This window comes from Streptomyces sp. AC550_RSS872 (assembly GCF_019049285.1).
GTDB lineage: Bacteria > Actinomycetota > Actinomycetes > Streptomycetales > Streptomycetaceae > Streptomyces.
On record NZ_JAGMUL010000015.1, the window covers coordinates 55,746 to 72,208 of the forward strand.

Genomic DNA, 16,463 nt, shown 5'->3' on the forward strand with positions numbered 1-16,463 from the left:
ATCTGAACACGTGCGCTTTCAGAATCAACTTACTGAAAAGTAAGGAGGGGGTGCCCTTCTCCACAAGACTGCGTACACGACAAAATTGGCTGTCGGGGTCGGCAAGGTGCTGGGAGGACAGCGTGACGGGCAGGATCAAGGCGCCCACCGGCCGCTACGGCGGCAAGTCGGCCGCGGAGCGTCAGGCCGAGCGGCGGCGACGCTTCCTGGACGCGGCGCTCCGGCTCTTCGGCGACAGCCCCGGCTACCGGGGCACGACCGTCGCGGCACTGAGCGAGGCCGCCGGCCTGTCGACCCGTCAGTTCTACGAGGAGTTCCGCGCCCTGGAGGACGTGCTGGCCGCTCTCCACCTGGAGGTCAACGCGTGGGCCGAGGAGGCCACCCTGACCGCTGCGGCCGAGGCGCAGCACCTCCCGCTCGCCGACCGCGCCACCGCGATCTTCCGCGCCTACGCCGCGAACGTCACCGCCGACCCGCGCCGCATCCGCATCACGTTCGTCGAGATCATCGGCGTCAGTCCACGACTGGAGGAACAGCGCCTCGCGCGCCGTGCCCGTTGGGTCGAGCTCGTCTGTGCCGAGGTGGCGTCCGCCGTGGCGCGCGGGGAGGCGGCGCCGCGCGACTACCGGATCGCCGTGACCGCGTTCATCGGCAGCGTCAACGGGCTGCTGCACGACTGGAGCGCCGGATGGGTGGACGCCACCCTCGACGAGGTCGTCGACGAACTGGTCCGCATCCTCCTCGGCATCCTCCAGCCGACGGACGCTCGGCTCGCCGGGTCCTGAAGGGCATCGGCCGGTGACGTCGCCGGCCCGGGCGGTTCAGCCGCTAAGCCGGTTCACCGCGTCGAGGACGGGCGCGACGCCGTCCTCGGCCCGCAACCCGTCGGCGAGGTCGCGGGCGCGGCGGCCGAAGGACGGATCGGTGGTCGCCCGCCGGACGGCGTCCGCCAGGGCGTCGGCCGTGAACTTCCTGAGCGGCACAGCTCGGGGTGCCACGCCGAGGGCGACCAGACGGCCGGCCCAGAAGCCCTCGTCGAACTGGACCGGCACGGGCACGGCTGGCACCCCGGCGCGCAGTCCGGCCGCCGTCGTGCCCGCGCCGCAGTGGTGGATCACGGCGGCCATCCGCGGGAACAGCGCGGAGTGCGGCACCTCGTCGATGGTCAGGACGTCGTCCCCGACGGCCTCCAGACCGCCCCAGCCCCGCTGGATCACCGTGCGCAGCCCGGCCCGGCGCAGGGCGCGCACCACCTCGCCGCTCAGCCGCGCGGGATCGGGCACGGTCGCGCTGCCCAGGCCCACGAAGACCGGCGGCGGCCCCGCATCGAGGAACTCCCGTAGCTCGGAAGGGAGTTGCGCTGCACCGTCGTACGGCCACCAGTAACCCGTCACCTCCAGGTGCGGCGGCCAGTCACGCGGCCTGGGCACCACCAGGGAGCTGTAACCGTGCAGTGCGCGGTGCCTGTGTGGGGTGCGTGGCCTGCGGGGCGGCAGTCCCAGGCGGACGCGTGCGTCCGGTACGGCCGCCGAGAAGACGCGGTCGATGGCGAGGCTCACCACATGCCCCGCGGCCCGGTTGCCGACGGCGCCCCAGGAGCCGCCGCCGAGCATCGGCGGCCCGAACTCCCGGGTGGGCGCGAGGGGTTGCAGAGGGACATCGAGGCTCGGGAGCGACAGTCCCTCGGCGATGGCGTGCCCCAGCGGAGCCGTGGAACCTGCCAGGAGCAGGACGTCACTGTCCCGCGCCGCGGCCAGCAAGTCGTCCGTCAGCCGGCCGGCCAGGGCCCGCGCCAGCCCCACCACGCGGACCAGCTTGCCCAGCCCGCTCGCGCTGCGGTGCAGGCTTCGACCGCGAGCCGATTCCAGTTCCGCCCGTGGGTCCAGCGGTATCGGATGGAAGCGGACGCCTGATCCCGCGACCAGCCGCTCGAAGCAGCCGTGCGTGACCAGGGTGACCTCGTGTCCGGCCCGGGACAGGGCGAGCCCGAGTCCGGTGTAGGGGGCGACATCGCCCCGGGAGCCCGCCGTCATGATCGCTACGCGCACGTCCGTCAGTATGGCGGCGCGCGACACGGAAGGGGAACGGCGCGTGAGCGCGGGTGATTAGAGCTGCGTCCCATCCGTTGACTTCGCCCTCGCCCAACTGCGGGACTGCACTGCCGGGCAGAACCAGGTCCGGCAGTACAACAGCACCCGCAAGGAGCTCGTGGTCTACGGCGACAAGTGCTTCGACGCCTGCAACCGCGGCACCACCAACGGCACCCGGGTCGTCATCTGGGACTGCAACGGCCAGGACAACCAGAAGTGGACGGTGAGCTGGCCCGGGCCTAGGCGAGACACAGGACAAGGACGCCGAAGGCCACGGCGCAGGTCAGCAGCCAGCCGGCCAGCAGACGGCGCCGCAGATCGCGGTAGCGCGCCTCGTACTCGTCCCGCACTCCTCCGGCACGCGCCGCCGTGCGCCGCCAGGAGGCGCGGGCGAGTGCGAGGTACTCCGCCTCGAACCGCCGCTCCACCTCGTCTCGCTGCCCCTCCGTCAGCCAGTACAGCGGCGCGCTGAACCGTGCCGCGGCCGTACGGCCTTCCTCGCGGGTCGCGACGAGCAGCAGATGTCCTTCGACGTCGTTCAGGAACTTGTCCGTGATGCTCACAGGGACGTCAGCTCCCTTTCCGGAGTCGGAGTGCGGTGCAGGTCGAACGCGGGCGACTCGGAGCGAATCCGGGGCAGCGTCAGGAAGTTGTGGCGCGGGGGAGGGCAGGACGTCGCCCATTCCAGCGAGCGGCCGTAACCCCACGGGTCGTCGGCCTCGACCTTCCGGCCGTATTTCGCGGTCTTCCAGACGTTGTAGAAGAACGGCAGCAGCGAGGCGCCGAGCACGAACGAGAAGACGGTCGAGAGGGTGTTGAGCGTCGTGAAGCCTTCCACGGCCAGATAGTCGGGAATGCGACGCTGCATTCCGTTCACGCCCAGCCAGTGCTGGACCAGGAAGGTGCCGTGGAAGCCGATGAACAGCGTCCAGAAGGTCATCTTGCCGAGGCGCTCGTCGAGCATCCTGCCCGTGAACTTCGGCCACCAGAAGTGGAATCCGGAGAACATCGCGAACACCACCGTGCCGAAGATGACGTAGTGGAAGTGGGCCACCACGAAATACGAGTCGGAGGTCGGGAAGTCCAGCGGTGGTGAGGCGAGCATGACTCCCGTGAGGCCGCCGAAGACGAAGGTGACGAGGAATCCCAGGGCCCAGAGCATGGGGGTCTCGAAGGACAACGAGCCGTTCCACATCGTGCCGATCCAGTTGAAGAACTTCACGCCGGTCGGTACGGCGATGAGGAACGTCATGAAGGAGAAGAACGGCAGGAGGACGCCTCCGGTGACGTACATGTGGTGCGCCCACACCGTCACCGACAGACCCGCGATCGCGATGGTCGCCGCGATCAGACCCATGTAGCCGAACATCGGCTTGCGGGAGAAGACCGGGATGACCTCACTGATGATGCCGAAGAACGGCAACGCGATGATGTAGACCTCCGGGTGGCCGAAGAACCAGAAAAGGTGCTGCCACAGCAGTGCTCCTCCGTTGGCCGCGTCGAAGACCTGCGCGCCGAACTTGCGGTCCGCCTCCAGCGCGAACAGCGCCGCCGCGAGGACGGGGAAGGCGAGCAGGACCAGCACCCCGGTCAGCAGCACGTTCCAGGTGAAGATCGGCATGCGGAACATGGTCATGCCCGGGGCGCGCATACAGATGATCGTCGTGATGAAGTTGACCGAACCGAGAATCGTGCCGAAGCCGGAGAGCGCCAAGCCCATGATCCACATGTCGGCACCCACCCCCGGGCTGCGGACGGCGTCGGACAGCGGGGCATAGGCGAACCAGCCGAAGTCGGCCGCACCCTGCGGGGTGAGGAAGCCGCCGACCGCGATGAGCGAGCCGAACAGGTAGAGCCAGTAGGCGAACATGTTCAGCCGCGGGAAGGCGACGTCGGGGGCGCCGATCTGGAGCGGCATGATCCAGTTCGCGAAGCCGGCGAACAGCGGCGTCGCGAACATCAGCAGCATGATCGTGCCGTGCATCGTGAACGCCTGGTTGAACTGCTCGTTCGACATGATGTGCAGACCGGGCCGGGCGAGCTCGGCGCGCATGAGCAGCGCCATCACGCCACCGAGGCAGAAGAACGCGAACGACGTGACCAAATAGAGCGTTCCGATCGTCTTGTGATCCGTGGTGGTCAGCCACTGCACGGCTCGGACGCTCCTGATGTTTCTGATCCTCTTCACGCCCCGCCTGTGTCCGCGGCCCACCCGGACGTCACACTCGGGGGACGCGACAAGAATCACGGAGACGGGTGTGACGATCCGGCGGGTGCCGGACACGAACGGAACATGAGCAACGACGAGATCTTCGCCGCTGCCTATCGCGAGCACTACTGGGCGGTCAGCCGCTACGTCGCGCGGCGACTGGACGGGCGTACGAGTGAGGTCGAGGAAGTGGTGGCGGACGTGTTCACCATCGCCTGGCGACGCCGTGCGGACCTGCCGGCCGCCCCGCTGCCCTGGCTGTACGGCGTGGCACGCAACTGCCTGGCGAACGCGGTACGCGGCTACGGGCGCCGCCGGCGCCTGGTCGACCGGCTCGGCAACGACGAGACCGCGCACGGCCGGCACATCGTGGACAGCCCGGACACCGAGCCGCCGGGCGCCTGGGTGCACGAGGCGCTGAACCGGCTGTCCCCGGCCGACCAGGAGGTACTGCGGCTCACGGCATGGGAGGAACTGGCCGTCGAGGAGGTCGCCGTGGCCCTCGGCTGCGGCAGACGGGCAGCGGCGATGCGGCTGCACCGGGCCAGGCGCCGGCTGAGAGCCGAGATCGACCGTCTGTGCCCGCCGACCGTGTCCAAGGAACGAAGCCATGGCTGACGAACTCGAACTGCTGCGCCACGCCAACCCCGTCCCGGGCGACGGCCCCCACTTCGGCGACGGCCCCCTCGCCCACCACGCCGAACGGCACCTCGACCGGCTGCTGCGCGAACAGCCTCCGCCCCGTCCCCGCCGTACCCGGCCGGCCTGGGGCCTCGCGGCCACGGCCGTCGTGGCCGCGCTCGTGTCGGCCCTGCTGTTCACCGGCCGGACGACCGCCCCCGCCCTCGCCGCACCCCGCCCGCTGCTCGTGCAGGCCGACTCCACCCCCGTACCCCTGAAGACCCTGGCCGAGCGGGCCCGGGTGGCCGGGGCAGACGGTGCGCCGAAGCTGCGCAAGGGCACGCATGTGCAGTCGTGGAGCATGGGCATGAGCGACGACAAACCGCCGATCACGCTTCCCGAGGAGCGCATCGTGCGCTGGCACGCCGACGACAGCCGCACGGAGGTCGTCGTGGCGACCGACCCCCGCCACCCGGGCCGGCCGGTCCTCGGCGGCGAAGGGCAACTCGTCGAGGACGGCCACGTCCTCAGCAGGCAGACATATCCGCCCAGTTGGAGCGACGCCCCGCCGCAGTCGCCGCCTCCCACCGACGTCACACGTCTGCGCGCCTACCTCCAGGAGGCCGCGCACAGCAGGACGGCGCTGAGCACCGGCGAGCTCCTCGACACCGTCGCGTCGCTGCTCGACACCTGGACCCTCGGCGCCCGCGAGTCGGCCACGCTCGCGCGGCTCCTCGCGGACACGGCGGGGCTCAGACCGCTCGGGCAGGTGACGGACCGGCTGGGACGGCGCGGACAGGCGTACGTGTACGACGGGTCCGGCTCCCGCCGGTTGCTGATCATGGACCCGGTCAGCGGCGCCGTACTCGGGCTGGAGACCACCTTCACCGAGGCGGAGCCGGAGTACGGCGTCGAGGCCGGCGACGTGATGTCGTACCGCGCCTGGATGCGCTGACCCGGAGCCCTCACACCCCGAGCCACCCGGACAGTGCCTCCGTACGCCCCCGGTCATCGATCTCGCAGGCGTCGCCGGTCCTGTTCGTCCCAGGCGCGGGTGTCCCGCGGAGTCGCGTAGGGCTCGTCGTCGGGTGGGTGGCCGCCGGCGATCGCGCGCTGCCGTGCGGCCTCGGCGTCGAACTCCAGGCCGAGCAGGATGGCCAGGTTGCCGACCCACAGCCAGACCAGGAACACGATCACGCCGGCCATGGTGCCGTAGGTCTTGTTGTAGGAGGCGAAGTTGGCGACGTAGAACGCGAAGCCGGCGGAGGCGGCCAGCCAGATCACCAGGGCGAGGAAGCTGCCCGGGGTGATCCATCGGAAGCCGCGCACCTTGGCGTTCGGGGCCGCCCAGTACAGGATCGCGATCATGGTGGTCACGAGGACGGCCAGGACCGGCCACTTGGCGATGGCCCAGACCGTCAGGGCCGTGTCGCCGATACCCAGGGTGGAGCCGACCTCCCGGGCCAGGGAGCCGGTGAAGACGACGATCAGCGCGCTGAGCACGGCCAGCACCATGAGGACGACGGTCACCCCGAGCCGGATCGGCAGGATCTTCCACGCCGGGCGTCCCTCGGGCATGTCGTAGACGGCGTTCGAGGTGCGGATGAAGGCCGCGACATAGCCGGAGGCCGACCACACCGCGAGAACGAGGCCGACGACGGCCATGACGGAGCCGAGACCGCCGTTGCCCTGCAACTGTTCCACCGCCCGCGTGAGGATGTCCCGGGCCGAGCCGGGCGCGAGCTGGTTGATGTTCTCCAGGACCTTGTCCGTGGCAGACCTGCCGACAAGACCGAGCAGGGACACCAGCACCAGCAGCGCCGGGAACAGCGACAGCACGCTGTAGTAGGTCAGCGCCGCCGCGCGGTCGGTCAGCTCGTCGTCCTTGAACTCCCGCAGGGTGCCCTTCAGCGCCGCCCACCACGATCGTTTCGGCAGTTCGGTCGGTGTGTCCGGTGCCTGCCGCTCGACCTGCGGATCCGGCCCGAGGCCCGGGGGAGCCGGATCGTGCGGCGCCCGCTGATCTTTGTGCCTGGATCTGAGTAGTCGGGTCATGGCCCCCGGGTAACCGGACCTGCCCCGCTCAAGCGCGATCCGTGCGTGCGTCCGGGGGCGGTGGAAAATCCGGCGACGGTTCCGCTGCGGACTGTTACCGTCGAGCCCATGAAGGTCATCAGGCACAGTCACACCGCAGCCGCGCGAGCGCCCCGCTCCACGGCTGCCGACGCCTGACCCACCCCTCCCGGCGGCCGGAAACGGACCGCCGGTGTACGTGCGCTCTCCCTCCCCGGTCGCACCCCGTGCCGCGGCTCTTTCCGGTCCCCACGACCGAAGGAACCCCGATGAACACGACGAGCACGATGGACACCGACCGGATCGTCCGCACCTTCACCGACTACTTCCGTGAGCGCGGACACGAACTCCTCACCGGCGGCACCCTCCTGCCGCCAACCACCGACCCCGTGCTCTTCACCACCTCGGGCATGCACCCCCTCACGCCGTATCTGGAAGGCCGCCCGCATCCACAGGGACGACGCCTGGCCGGCGTCCAGCGCTGTCTGCGCACGACCGACCTCGACGAAGTCGGCGACCGCACCCATCTGACCGTGTTCGAGATGCTCGGCTCCTGGTCCCTGGGCGACTACAGCCACAGCCAGAGCCTGCGTTGGGGACACGAGCTGCTGTGCGACGGATTCGGCATCCCGCCGCAGCGGATGTACGTCACCGTCTTCGGCGGAGACGACCAGGTGGGCCCCGACGGCGAGTCGTGGGACACCTGGCGCGAGTTGGGCGTGCCCGTGGAGCCGACCAGCGACGACAACTGGTGGTCCCACGCCCCGGTCGGCCTGTGCGGGCCCGACTCGGAGATCTTCGTGTGGACCGGCGACGCCGGCACCCCACCCCAGGGCAGCCCGACCACCGACCCGCGCTGGGTGGAGGTGTGGAACCACGTGAGCATGCGCTACCACCGCCTCGAGGACGGCAGCCTCCGACCCCTCCGGCAGCCCAACGTCGACACGGGCATGGGACTCGAACGCCTCGCCACGGTCCTCCAGGGCCACGACTGCGTCTACGACAGCGACCTCTTCGAACCCTGGATGCGGCTCGTGCCACCGCTGTGGGACCTGGACGAGCCGTCGCTGCACCTGGTCTGCGACCACCTGCGCTCCGGCATCGCCGTGATCGGCGACGGCGTACGGCCGTCCCACACCGGGCGCGGCTACGTCCTGCGCCGGCTGACCCGCCGCGTCCTCACCACGCTCTGGCGCGACGACCCCTCACGCACCCTGTCCGACCTGCCGACCGAGCTCCTCGGGCACACCCTGGACCGCTTCCGGCAACCCGGCGGGACAGCCCTCGTGCGCGAGGTGCTGCTGGACGAGGAGCGGCGGTTCGGCGGGCTCCTGGAGCGGGGGCGTCGCGTGCTGGGCAGGTCGCGGTTCGAGGGCCCGCTGAGTGACGAGGACTACCGGTACCTCCACGACACCCACGGACTGCCACGTGACCTCGTCATGACGCTCCGCACGCCCTGACGCCGGGAAGGTCCAGGTCGGCCACCCGCTGACCTGGACCTTCGGCTGATTCCTCGCCTCCTGGTGCCTTCCTGCTCGTGCTCTCCTTCTCGTGCTCTCCTGCTCCTCTACTCGTCCCATGCCTCGATGATGATCTGCTGGGAGATCTTGCCGTCGCGCAACGTGAGCATCGACTCGGACAGCACGCGCACCCCGTCCGCGTACTCACAGGACTCGCTGTAGGCCGCGCGGTCACCCTGGACCACGCATCCCTCCAGCTTGTGCGTCATGTCGCGGCTGTAGACATCGGTGAGCATGCCGGCGATCTCGTCGCGGCCGTGCAGCACCTTCGGGTGGCTGGGCTGGGCGTTGCGGTTCACGACGCGTATCTCCGCGTCGTCCGTGTACAGCGACAGAAGTGTCTCCGGGGTGCGTCCTTCCACGGCCCGGCGCAGTATGTCGGTGTCGAACGAGGGGCGTGCGGCTGTGCCCATGGTGACCTCCTTTGAGGCCCGCGGCAGGAAGAGGGGCGGCCGCGAGGGCCTCACCTTCGAGAGTCCTCCGCCGCGCCGGAGCAGGCAAGCGCAGCCGGAGCGCTGGGCCTGGTGGGTGAGCGCCGCCGCACAGCCGTGTCCGGCGGCGGGCGCCCGCGTTGCTGAGGACATGATCTCAACACGACGTATCGTCGCGGCCGTTGGTCTTGCCGCCGGTCTCACCGGCCTCACCGCACCCATGGCACAGGCCACCGATGTGGACGCCCCGATCGCCGGCCGGATCGATCCGGTCGGCACGCTCGACTCACTCGCCGCGAGCGGCATCCCCGAGCGGCACAAGCACCGGGTTCCGCCGGTCTCCCAGCACCTGGGCCACCTCGACCAGGTCAAGGGCCTGAACGGGCTCGGTTAGGTCGTCGCCCCCACTTCCTTGAGCCGTTCTCTTCAGTAGTTCTCTCTCCTGCGAGGGCCGCCGGACCGCTCCGGCGGCCCTCGTCCGCGTGCCGAGAGTGACGTGCCGTCTACCCGGCGGTGTCCAGGAAATGGAAGCCGGGCCCGGGGTGCATCAGGAAGTCGTGGTGCGAGATGTTCCACGCGTACGCCCCTGCCAGCGCGAACACCACCCGGTCCCCGGCCCTCAGCCCGGGCGCCGGGACCCGGCGGGCGAGGACGTCCTTCGGGGTGCACAGCTGCCCGGACAACGTGACCCGGTCACTCTCCGCGGCAGGCCGCGGCCACGGGTGCGGCCAGGCGTCCACCGGCAGCACGGAACACGGCTGGTCGTGCCCCTTGGTCGCCGGGGTCCGCAGATGGTGCGTGCCGCCTCGGACGACGGCGAACTCCTCGCCGTGGCTGTGCTTCACATCCAGCACCTCGGTGGCGTACCAGCCGCAGTACGCCGTGAGCGCCCGGCCCGGCTCGATGCGCAGGGTCAGCTCCGGGTGCCGCTCGCTGAGCCGGGCGAGCCCTTCGCCGTACGCCGTCCAGTCGAAGCGGCGCTCCGGGTCGCCGTAGTCGACGTGCATGCCGCCGCCGACGTTCACCTCGCCGAGCCGGACCCCGAGGCCCGTCGCCCAGGCGACGACGGACTCGGCGACCGCCACCTGCGCCGGGGCTTCGAGGCCGCTGGCCAAGTGGGCGTGCACACCGCGCAGTTCGAGCTGCGGATACGTGCCGTCCGTCAGCGCCGCGATCACCGGCCCGACCTGCCCGGGGTCCATGCCGAACGGGGTCGGCCGGCCGCCCATCGCGAGTGAGCTGCCCGCCAACGACCCGTCGGCCACCGGCAGGTTGACGCGCGGCAGCACCGCCACCCGCCGCCCCGGCGCCACTCGCCGCGCCAGCTCGGCCAGCATCCGCAGCTCGTACTCGCTCTCGACGTGAAAGCGCTCGGTGCCGGCCTCCAGTGCGGCCGTCACCTCGTCCGGTGTCTTGCCCGGACCGCCGAAGGCCAGCGGGCGCCCGGGCATCGCCTTGGCGACGTGGGCGAGTTCCCCGCCCGAGGAGACCTCGTAGCCGTCGACGTACGGGCCGAGCGCGGCGAGGATCTCCGGTTCGGGGTTGGCCTTGGCGGCGTAGTACAGCTCGACCCGCTCGGGCAGGGCGCCCCGGACGGCGGAGGCGTGGGCGCGCAGGGCCGTCAAGTCGTAGACGTACGCGGGCAGTTCGGTGGGCGGCAGGGAGCGGACCCGGTCACGGACCGCGGGTGTCGGCCGGGTCATCGGGTGCCTCCGGTCGTGTCACGCAGGATGTCCGCGGCGAGCGGCGACGGCAGCCGGACGTAGCCCGCCTCCCGGTCGGCCTTGCGCTCCCACCGGGTGAGGAGGTTGGCCTTGGCGGGCAGCGGTACCCCGGCGAGGAGCGCGGCCAGCCGGGGCGGGCAGCCGAACCGCTCGGAGTACGCCCGCAGCGTGTCGTGCACCCGGCCCCACAGCGCGGCCTCCGCCCGGGGGTGCAGGTCGGCGAGGGCGGCGAGCACCTCGGCGACATGGTTGACCAGCAGGCAGTACACGACGCGGTCCCAGCCGCGCTGTGCGTCGTACGTCATGGGACCGGCGACCTCGGGCGGCAGCGCGCCGAGGGTGTCCTCGTGGTGGTCGGGGACCAGCTTGGTGCCCTCCAGGTCGCGGAAGAGGACCTGGACGGGCCGGCCGTCGCCGTCTACGCAGATCAGGACGTTCTGGAGGTGGGGTTCCAGGACCAGTCCGTGGTCGAAGTAGGCGGCCAGGACGGGCGGGAGCAGCAGGTCGAGATAGGCCGTCCACCAGTCGAGGGCCGTCTGTTCGTCCGCCCCGGCGAGGAGGTGCGAGACATGAGCGGGGCCGGTGGGGTACTCGTCGGCGACGGCCGCCGCGAGCAGGGGAGTGGTGCCCGGTGCCAGCCGCCGGGGCAGGCCCTCGCGGACGATGACGCCGAAGCCCTCGAACAGCGCGCGGTCCGGTGTGCCGTCGGGGCCGGGGAGAGCCAGCGTGCGATAGGCGGGCTCGCGGAGCATGTCGTTGCCGGGGAAACGTTCGGCCAGGTCGGCCAGTGCCGGGGCCAGGACGCGGGTGAGGGCGACGGCGCCGGACAGCTCGTAACTGCTGTTCTTGCGCAGGCAGTTGGTGATCCGCACGTTCAGGCTGAACTTCAGGAACGTCTCCCCGTCGTACAGCGTGCGCACCGACGCGGTGGCGGCGAACGGCTGTCCGCCCGGGCCGAGGTCCAGGACGTCGCCGCGCTCGAGCGCGGCGCGCAGCAGCGGGTGCTCGCGGAGCGTCTCGTACTGCCAGGGGTGGGCGGGCAGCAGGCGGTAGCCGTCCGGGAGGTCCGTGCGCTGCCGGTCCAGCGCGGCGACGGCCGACGGGTCGGCGTACTCCTCGCCGATCAGGTCGGCGCGTACGGCGAGATGCCGCAGCGGGAAGGAGGCGCCGGCTTCGGGGGCGTACGCGGACCAGGCGCGCGGGTCGCCCGTGCGGGCCTTCGGCGTGGGGTGGAAGCGGTGGCCGAAGAGAAGGGACTGCTCGGACCTCATGTAGGCGGAGAGGCGGTCGTCCGGGGGAGCGGTCGGCCGCGTGCCGGTGAGGGCCGTGTCGATGGCCTCGTGGCTGGAGGCGATCTGCTCCAGGAACTCCTCGTTGCGTACCCCCGTGCGCAGCGCCAGTTCGTCGTGGGTGTACTCGGCGAGGCGCCGCCAGTCCACCGCGCCCCACGCGTCGCCCCGCTGTTCCTCCACGGGACCGGTGAACCGGTGTGCGCCGAGCAGCGACGTACGGCGCAGGGCGACCCGCAGCAGGACCCCGCGGCGGGGCAGCCGCAGCAGCAGCCGGCCGTCGGCGACGACGGACTGGTGCTCGGGCGCCGACACCTCGCGCAGCAGACAGTTGAGGAGGGTGTGGGCCACCGCGTCGTCGGCGCCGGGCAGGCCGGCGCGGGCGACGGGGGTACGGCCCTGCTCGTGGAGCGAGTCGGTCAGGGAGGGCATCAGTGGCTCCAGCGGGTGCGCAAGAGGAGTGTGGGGAGGAGGGCGGCGGTGACGGCGGCGGCCGCACCGCCGATCAGCACGGGTGCGGCCGGCCCGTAGCGGACGCTGCCCGCCGCCGCGGTCACGCCGGCGGCGACCGCGCCGGCCTTGGAGAAGAGCTCCAGCGACCCGAACATCCGGCCGGGCGACCGGCCCTTGGCGCAGTCGGCGGCCAGTACGGACAGACAGACCAGGCCGAGGGTGAGCCCCGCGCCCAGCAGCAGCCGTACGGCGATCAGCGCGGGCAGCGAGGCGGCGATGCCGTGACCGGCGAGTCCGAGCGCGATACAGGCGAAGCCGAGCGCGAGCCCGGCTCGCGGACGGTCCTGGAAGACGGAGTGCACCGTCAGCGCGGACACCAGGTAGCACAGGTGGGGCAGGGCGAAGAGGACGCCGGTCAACGTCGGTGAGGTGCCGGGGAGCCGCTCGTCGACGAGCTCGATGAGATAGGGGAAGGAGATGACGGTGGAGAACACGAAGGCGAACTCCAGCGCGAACAGTCCCCTGAGAGACACCCGCGCAGGCGCCTTCGCCACCGCGGTCTCGGGCTCGCGCCGCCGCTGCCCGGCCGGGGCCGGTTCCGGCAGTGCCGCCAGCAGCAGGGCGGCCGTCAGCGGCAGCACGGCGAGCAGGGCGTACTGCCGGTGCGGGGACAGCCAGCCCGACAGCGAGCCCACCACGATCGGTGCGGCGACCAGCGCGGCCCGGGCGCTGCCCTGCATCAGGGTGAGTGCCTTGGACAGGGCCGGGCCCTCAAGTGCCGCGCCCAGATAGCCGTTGGACGCGGCGAACGTACCGCCCAGGATGCCCTGGAGGACCAGCGCCACCGTGAACGTGGCCAGCGAGTCGGCCCAGCCCGCCAGCAGGAAGGACACCGCGAGCCCCAACTGGGCGCGCAGCAGCAGCCGTTTCCGGCCGAAGCGGTCCGCGAGCCGCCCCCACAGCGGTGCCCCGAGCGCACCGAACACCGTCGGCACGACATAGAGCACACCGGCCCAGCGAGCGTCCCGGTCGCCCAGCTCGGGCAGGATCTCGGTGAGATACGGCGGCAGCCCGAGTGCGGCGAACGACGCCACGAAGTAGCAGCCCGCCACCGCGTGCACATGCGCGCGCCCGAACTCCGACCTCGGCATCCGCAATGCCTCCGCACTCATGCCGAACTCCCGGGCCGCAGTAGGTAGTTGGGTCCGCTCGTGTAGTGCTTGTTGATGTCGGCGGCGCCCGACCGCTCCTTGGACAGCAGCGTCCCGGCCGACACCATCGCCTTCACCGGCAGCTCCGCCGCGTCCAGCACGCGGGCGCGCAGCACGTCCGCCGCGTCGCCGCCGAGCCGGTCGACGGCCTCCGTGAGCCGGACCCGGACGAGATCCAGCAGCGCACGGCGGTACCGGGGGAGCCCGAACGCGTAGGCGCCCGCGCACAGATGCACGGTGATGGTGGTGAACACGTCGGCGACCGGACCGTCGTCCGTGCCGAGGATCCGCGCGTCGTCGAAGGGCCACGGCCCCGGCAGCCGGGCGTCCAGCCGTACGGTGTTGACGCGCGGCCCGTCGTTGTCCTTGAACAGCAACCGCAGACTGCCCGGCCGCAGCACCAGCGAGACGTTCTGCTGGTGCGACTCCAGGGCGATGCCGTAGCCGAACAGCGTGGTCTGCCAGTCGAACAGCAGGGTGAGGGCCGCGTCCAGCAGGGCGAGCGGGTCGCCGCCGTAGAAGCGGTCGGCGAGCCCGTCGATCACCAGGCGTCCGTCCGGCGCCTCGGCCAGCAGCGCGGCCAGCGGCACCACCGTGCAGTCGTCGAGCCCGGACGGGTAGCGGCGGCACAGCACGGCCAGCAGTTCGTGCCCGGCGTGGGCGTACGTCGTCTCGTCGGCGTGCAGGACCGTCTCCCGGAAGCGGGGCTCGCGGGCGGTCACCGCTTCCAGCAGCCGCTGGCCCACGGCCCCGTCGACCAGGGTGCCGGGCTTGATGGTCCGCCTGTTGCGCAGCCCCAACGTCGCAGTGGCCAGCGGGAGTTTGAGGTGCACGGAAGGATCGGCGACCGTGGCCACGGTCCGCATGGACAGCGTCGGTACGACATCCAGGCAGGCGCGGTCGGCCAGTACGGTGCCGCCGGGCAGGGCGTCGACGGTGAGCGGATGCACGGGCAGCGCCACATGCGTGTCCCGCAGACCCGGCAGTCCCACGGTGTCGGGCGTCGGCCAGAACTCCGGCAGCTTGCCCGCCAACACGACCTCGTCCCGGGGCACGGCGAGCCAGCGCAGCGCGAAGCGCGGGCCGAACTCCGGGGCGTACGCGCGCAGTTGCTCCTCCGTCAGCCCCGATCGTCCGCGTGCCGTCGGGTACACGGGGTGGTCGTGGCGGGCGGCGAGCGTGTCGTACATCAGGCCGCCGCCGAGGCCGGGCTCGTCCGTGAGCCGGGCCATGACCTCCGCCCGGGTCGCCGCGTGCATCCGGACGGTCGCCAGCGTCTGACGGCACTCCTCGGTGAACGCGTCGAAGCCGCCCCGGTCCTCGGGATCGGCGAGCTCACGCAGGGCGCCGAGCACGCTCTCGTACGAGGTCAGCTCCGCGCCGTCCGACGCGCGTACGAGGACGGGCCGCCGGGCGGCGTACCCGCACTGGAAGCCGTCCTCGGCGACCGGCAGCAGCAGGGCGTCCTGTCCCGTGGAGAGCCGCAGCCAGGGACCGTCCGGTTCGTGGACCGTCGTGCTCCGGCTGCGCAGGCCGACCACGTCCTCGCGCAGCAGAGCGCTCAGCACACGGGTAAGGAGTTCCGCCTCGCAGACGTCCGGCGCGGTCACGGCTGGATCTCCCAGCGCCGCTCGGCCAGGAAGTCGGCCACCACGCGGTCCACGGTCGGCTGGTCGGTACCGGTGGCCCGCAGCACGCCGAGGTAGTCCCGGTTGGTGCGGTACAGCTCGTGCCGCTCGCCCACCGCGCGCAGGGGACGGTACGTCAGATGGACGCTGTCGACGTCCACATCGGTGGCGGCGGGGGCGCCGACGAGGAGGCCCGCGCGGTCGGCGCACGGGTATTCCAGACGGGCCGCGCCGTCCCCGCGGGCGCCCAGGTCGGCCGGGAGCCGCTCGCCGAGGTGGGTGCGCAGGATGTGCTCGAAGAGCGGGATCTCCAGCAGCCGGGCCAGCAGCAGGTCGCACTGGTCGCCGATGGCACGGTAGTTGACCTCGATGATCCGCGCCCGCCCCTCGTGCACCACGAACTCGGTGTGGCACGCCCCGAACCCCACGCCCAGCGCGTCCAGTTGCGCCAGCACCTGCGCGACGACCGGCTCGGGGTGGGCGGGGACGAAGGTGAGGCGCTCCTCGATGAAGTACGGCGGCGGCGACAGCTCGGTGTGGAAGCCGCCGAGGACATGGCGGACGTGCCCGTCGCCGAGGGTCTCCAGGGTGAACAGCTCGCCGGGCAGGTACTCCTCGACGACCAGGACGGCGCCCGGACGGCGGTCGAGGATCTCCTTGGTGTGGGTCACCAACTCCTCCGGGCCGTGCACGAGAACGACGTCCTCGCTGGCCACACCCTCGCGCGGCTTGACGACACATGGGTACGGCGCGTCGCCGGGCGCGACCGGTTCGGTCAGCTCGGCCGACCACACGGTGTCGACGCCGGCCGCGGCGAGCCGGCGCCGCATCTCGGCCTTGTCCTTGCAGCGCAGGGTGGCCCGCCAGTCCTTGCCGGGGAGGCCGAAGTAGGCGGCGGCCAGGGCGGCCTGGGTCTGGAGGTGGTCGCTGTTGGTGAAGACGGCGTCGGGCTCGTGGTGTGTCGAGACGCGGGTGATCACGGCCCGGAAGTCACGGACGTCGCACTCCAGGATCTCGACGTCCGGGTAGACACGGCGGTGGGCGTCGGGCTGGTCGGTCAGGACGGTGACGTCCAGGCCGAGCCGGGCAGCCGCGGGCAGGAATCCCTCGGTGACGGCGTCGGTCGGGTTGAGGGCGAGCAGATACAGGCGCATGCCGGATGAGCAACTTCCGCTAGCGGATGGGGGGTTGAGAGGGGCGGGCCGGGCCGGTCG

The 16,463-nt window shown here is 71.6% G+C and carries 15 protein-coding genes and 1 pseudogene; 6 read left to right on the forward strand and 10 right to left on the reverse strand.

Going from position 1 to position 16,463, the window contains the following annotated elements; all coding sequences use genetic code 11:
• The first annotated feature begins 122 nt into the window (after positions 1-122).
• Entirely contained in the window at positions 123-785 is a 663-nt protein-coding gene (locus KUM44_RS06560) for a TetR/AcrR family transcriptional regulator (protein WP_217206810.1), read from the forward strand.
• A gap of 36 nt (positions 786-821) precedes the next feature.
• On the opposite strand, the gene KUM44_RS06565 is transcribed toward KUM44_RS06560, so the two are convergent.
• A complete protein-coding gene (locus KUM44_RS06565; RefSeq protein WP_217207044.1) occupies positions 822-2,033 on the reverse strand; it encodes a glycosyltransferase in 1,212 nt (403 codons plus the stop codon).
• 106 nt (positions 2,034-2,139) lie between these two features.
• On the opposite strand from KUM44_RS06565, the pseudogene KUM44_RS45145 reads away from it, so the two are divergent.
• Positions 2,140-2,352 (forward strand): annotated as a pseudogene (locus tag KUM44_RS45145) (ricin-type beta-trefoil lectin domain protein); the annotation flags it as partial.
• Here the strand turns inward: KUM44_RS45145 and KUM44_RS45150 are convergent.
• On the reverse strand, positions 2,330-2,653 hold the full coding sequence (locus tag KUM44_RS45150) for a hypothetical protein (RefSeq protein ID WP_308402509.1): 324 nt from the start codon (positions 2,651-2,653) through the stop codon (positions 2,330-2,332). The pseudogene KUM44_RS45145 and the gene KUM44_RS45150 overlap by 23 nt on opposite strands.
• Positions 2,650-4,278 carry a cytochrome c oxidase subunit I gene (ctaD, locus tag KUM44_RS06575; RefSeq protein ID WP_374202017.1) on the reverse strand — a complete coding sequence of 543 codons (1,629 nt, stop codon included), beginning with the start codon at positions 4,276-4,278 and terminating at the stop codon, positions 2,650-2,652. The genes KUM44_RS45150 and ctaD overlap by 4 nt, the downstream gene beginning before the upstream one ends.
• Before the next feature lie 105 nt (positions 4,279-4,383).
• On the opposite strand from ctaD, the gene KUM44_RS06580 reads away from it, so the two are divergent.
• Positions 4,384-4,917, forward strand: a complete 534-nt coding sequence (locus tag KUM44_RS06580; protein WP_217206811.1) for an RNA polymerase sigma factor — start codon at positions 4,384-4,386, stop codon at positions 4,915-4,917.
• Positions 4,910-5,875, forward strand: coding sequence for a CU044_5270 family protein (locus KUM44_RS06585; RefSeq protein ID WP_217206812.1), 966 nt, complete (start codon positions 4,910-4,912; stop codon positions 5,873-5,875). The genes KUM44_RS06580 and KUM44_RS06585 overlap by 8 nt, the downstream gene beginning before the upstream one ends.
• Positions 5,876-5,928: 53 nt before the next feature.
• Here the strand turns inward: KUM44_RS06585 and KUM44_RS06590 are convergent, their stop codons facing one another.
• Positions 5,929-6,975, reverse strand: a complete 1,047-nt coding sequence (locus KUM44_RS06590) for a YihY/virulence factor BrkB family protein (RefSeq protein WP_217206813.1) — start codon at positions 6,973-6,975, stop codon at positions 5,929-5,931.
• A gap of 305 nt (positions 6,976-7,280) precedes the next feature.
• Between KUM44_RS06590 and KUM44_RS06595 the strand changes: the two genes are divergently transcribed.
• Positions 7,281-8,453, forward strand: a complete 1,173-nt coding sequence (locus tag KUM44_RS06595; RefSeq protein ID WP_217207047.1) for an alanine--tRNA ligase-related protein — start codon at positions 7,281-7,283, stop codon at positions 8,451-8,453.
• Positions 8,454-8,560: 107 nt separating this feature from the next.
• Here the strand turns inward: KUM44_RS06595 and KUM44_RS06600 are convergent, their stop codons facing one another.
• Positions 8,561-8,926, reverse strand: a complete 366-nt coding sequence (locus tag KUM44_RS06600) for a nuclear transport factor 2 family protein (protein ID WP_217206814.1) — start codon at positions 8,924-8,926, stop codon at positions 8,561-8,563.
• Between the two features lie 169 nt (positions 8,927-9,095).
• Between KUM44_RS06600 and KUM44_RS06605 the strand changes: the two genes are divergently transcribed.
• Positions 9,096-9,338, forward strand: a complete 243-nt coding sequence (locus tag KUM44_RS06605) for a hypothetical protein (protein WP_217206815.1) — start codon at positions 9,096-9,098, stop codon at positions 9,336-9,338.
• Between the two features lie 109 nt (positions 9,339-9,447).
• Here the strand turns inward: KUM44_RS06605 and KUM44_RS06610 are convergent, their stop codons facing one another.
• The 5 genes from KUM44_RS06610 to KUM44_RS06630 are packed head-to-tail and all read right to left on the reverse strand — an operon-like array spanning position 9,448 to position 16,403.
• Positions 9,448-10,647, reverse strand: coding sequence for a type III PLP-dependent enzyme (locus KUM44_RS06610; RefSeq protein ID WP_217206816.1), 1,200 nt, complete (start codon positions 10,645-10,647; stop codon positions 9,448-9,450).
• Positions 10,644-12,389, reverse strand: a complete 1,746-nt coding sequence (locus tag KUM44_RS06615) for an IucA/IucC family siderophore biosynthesis protein (RefSeq protein ID WP_217206817.1) — start codon at positions 12,387-12,389, stop codon at positions 10,644-10,646. Before KUM44_RS06615 ends, KUM44_RS06610 begins: the two co-directional genes overlap by 4 nt.
• Positions 12,389-13,582 carry an MFS transporter gene (locus tag KUM44_RS06620; RefSeq protein WP_217206818.1) on the reverse strand — a complete coding sequence of 398 codons (1,194 nt, stop codon included), beginning with the start codon at positions 13,580-13,582 and terminating at the stop codon, positions 12,389-12,391. The genes KUM44_RS06615 and KUM44_RS06620 overlap by 1 nt, the downstream gene beginning before the upstream one ends.
• Positions 13,579-15,231, reverse strand: coding sequence for an IucA/IucC family protein (locus KUM44_RS06625; protein WP_217206819.1), 1,653 nt, complete (start codon positions 15,229-15,231; stop codon positions 13,579-13,581). The genes KUM44_RS06620 and KUM44_RS06625 overlap by 4 nt, the downstream gene beginning before the upstream one ends.
• The gene (locus KUM44_RS06630; protein WP_217206820.1) at positions 15,228-16,403 is read right to left on the reverse strand and encodes an acetyl-CoA carboxylase biotin carboxylase subunit family protein; all 1,176 of its coding nucleotides are present in this window, start codon (positions 16,401-16,403) and stop codon (positions 15,228-15,230) included. The genes KUM44_RS06625 and KUM44_RS06630 overlap by 4 nt, the downstream gene beginning before the upstream one ends.
• Between the last annotated feature and the right edge of the window lie 60 nt (positions 16,404-16,463).

Coding starts and splice junctions, on each gene's coding strand:
- KUM44_RS06620 (WP_217206818.1), bottom strand. CDS start 13,582: ATGAGTGCGGAGGCATTGCGGATGCCGAGGTCGGAGTTCGGGCGCGCG.
- KUM44_RS06585 (WP_217206812.1), top strand. CDS start 4,910: ATGGCTGACGAACTCGAACTGCTGCGCCACGCCAACCCCGTCCCGGGC.
- KUM44_RS06605 (WP_217206815.1), top strand. CDS start 9,096: ATGATCTCAACACGACGTATCGTCGCGGCCGTTGGTCTTGCCGCCGGT.
- KUM44_RS06630 (WP_217206820.1), bottom strand. CDS start 16,403: ATGCGCCTGTATCTGCTCGCCCTCAACCCGACCGACGCCGTCACCGAG.
- KUM44_RS06600 (WP_217206814.1), bottom strand. CDS start 8,926: ATGGGCACAGCCGCACGCCCCTCGTTCGACACCGACATACTGCGCCGG.
- KUM44_RS06565 (WP_217207044.1), bottom strand. CDS start 2,033: ATGACGGCGGGCTCCCGGGGCGATGTCGCCCCCTACACCGGACTCGGG.
- KUM44_RS06610 (WP_217206816.1), bottom strand. CDS start 10,647: ATGACCCGGCCGACACCCGCGGTCCGTGACCGGGTCCGCTCCCTGCCG.
- KUM44_RS06615 (WP_217206817.1), bottom strand. CDS start 12,389: ATGCCCTCCCTGACCGACTCGCTCCACGAGCAGGGCCGTACCCCCGTC.
- KUM44_RS06580 (WP_217206811.1), top strand. CDS start 4,384: ATGAGCAACGACGAGATCTTCGCCGCTGCCTATCGCGAGCACTACTGG.
- KUM44_RS06595 (WP_217207047.1), top strand. CDS start 7,281: ATGGACACCGACCGGATCGTCCGCACCTTCACCGACTACTTCCGTGAG.
- KUM44_RS06590 (WP_217206813.1), bottom strand. CDS start 6,975: ATGACCCGACTACTCAGATCCAGGCACAAAGATCAGCGGGCGCCGCAC.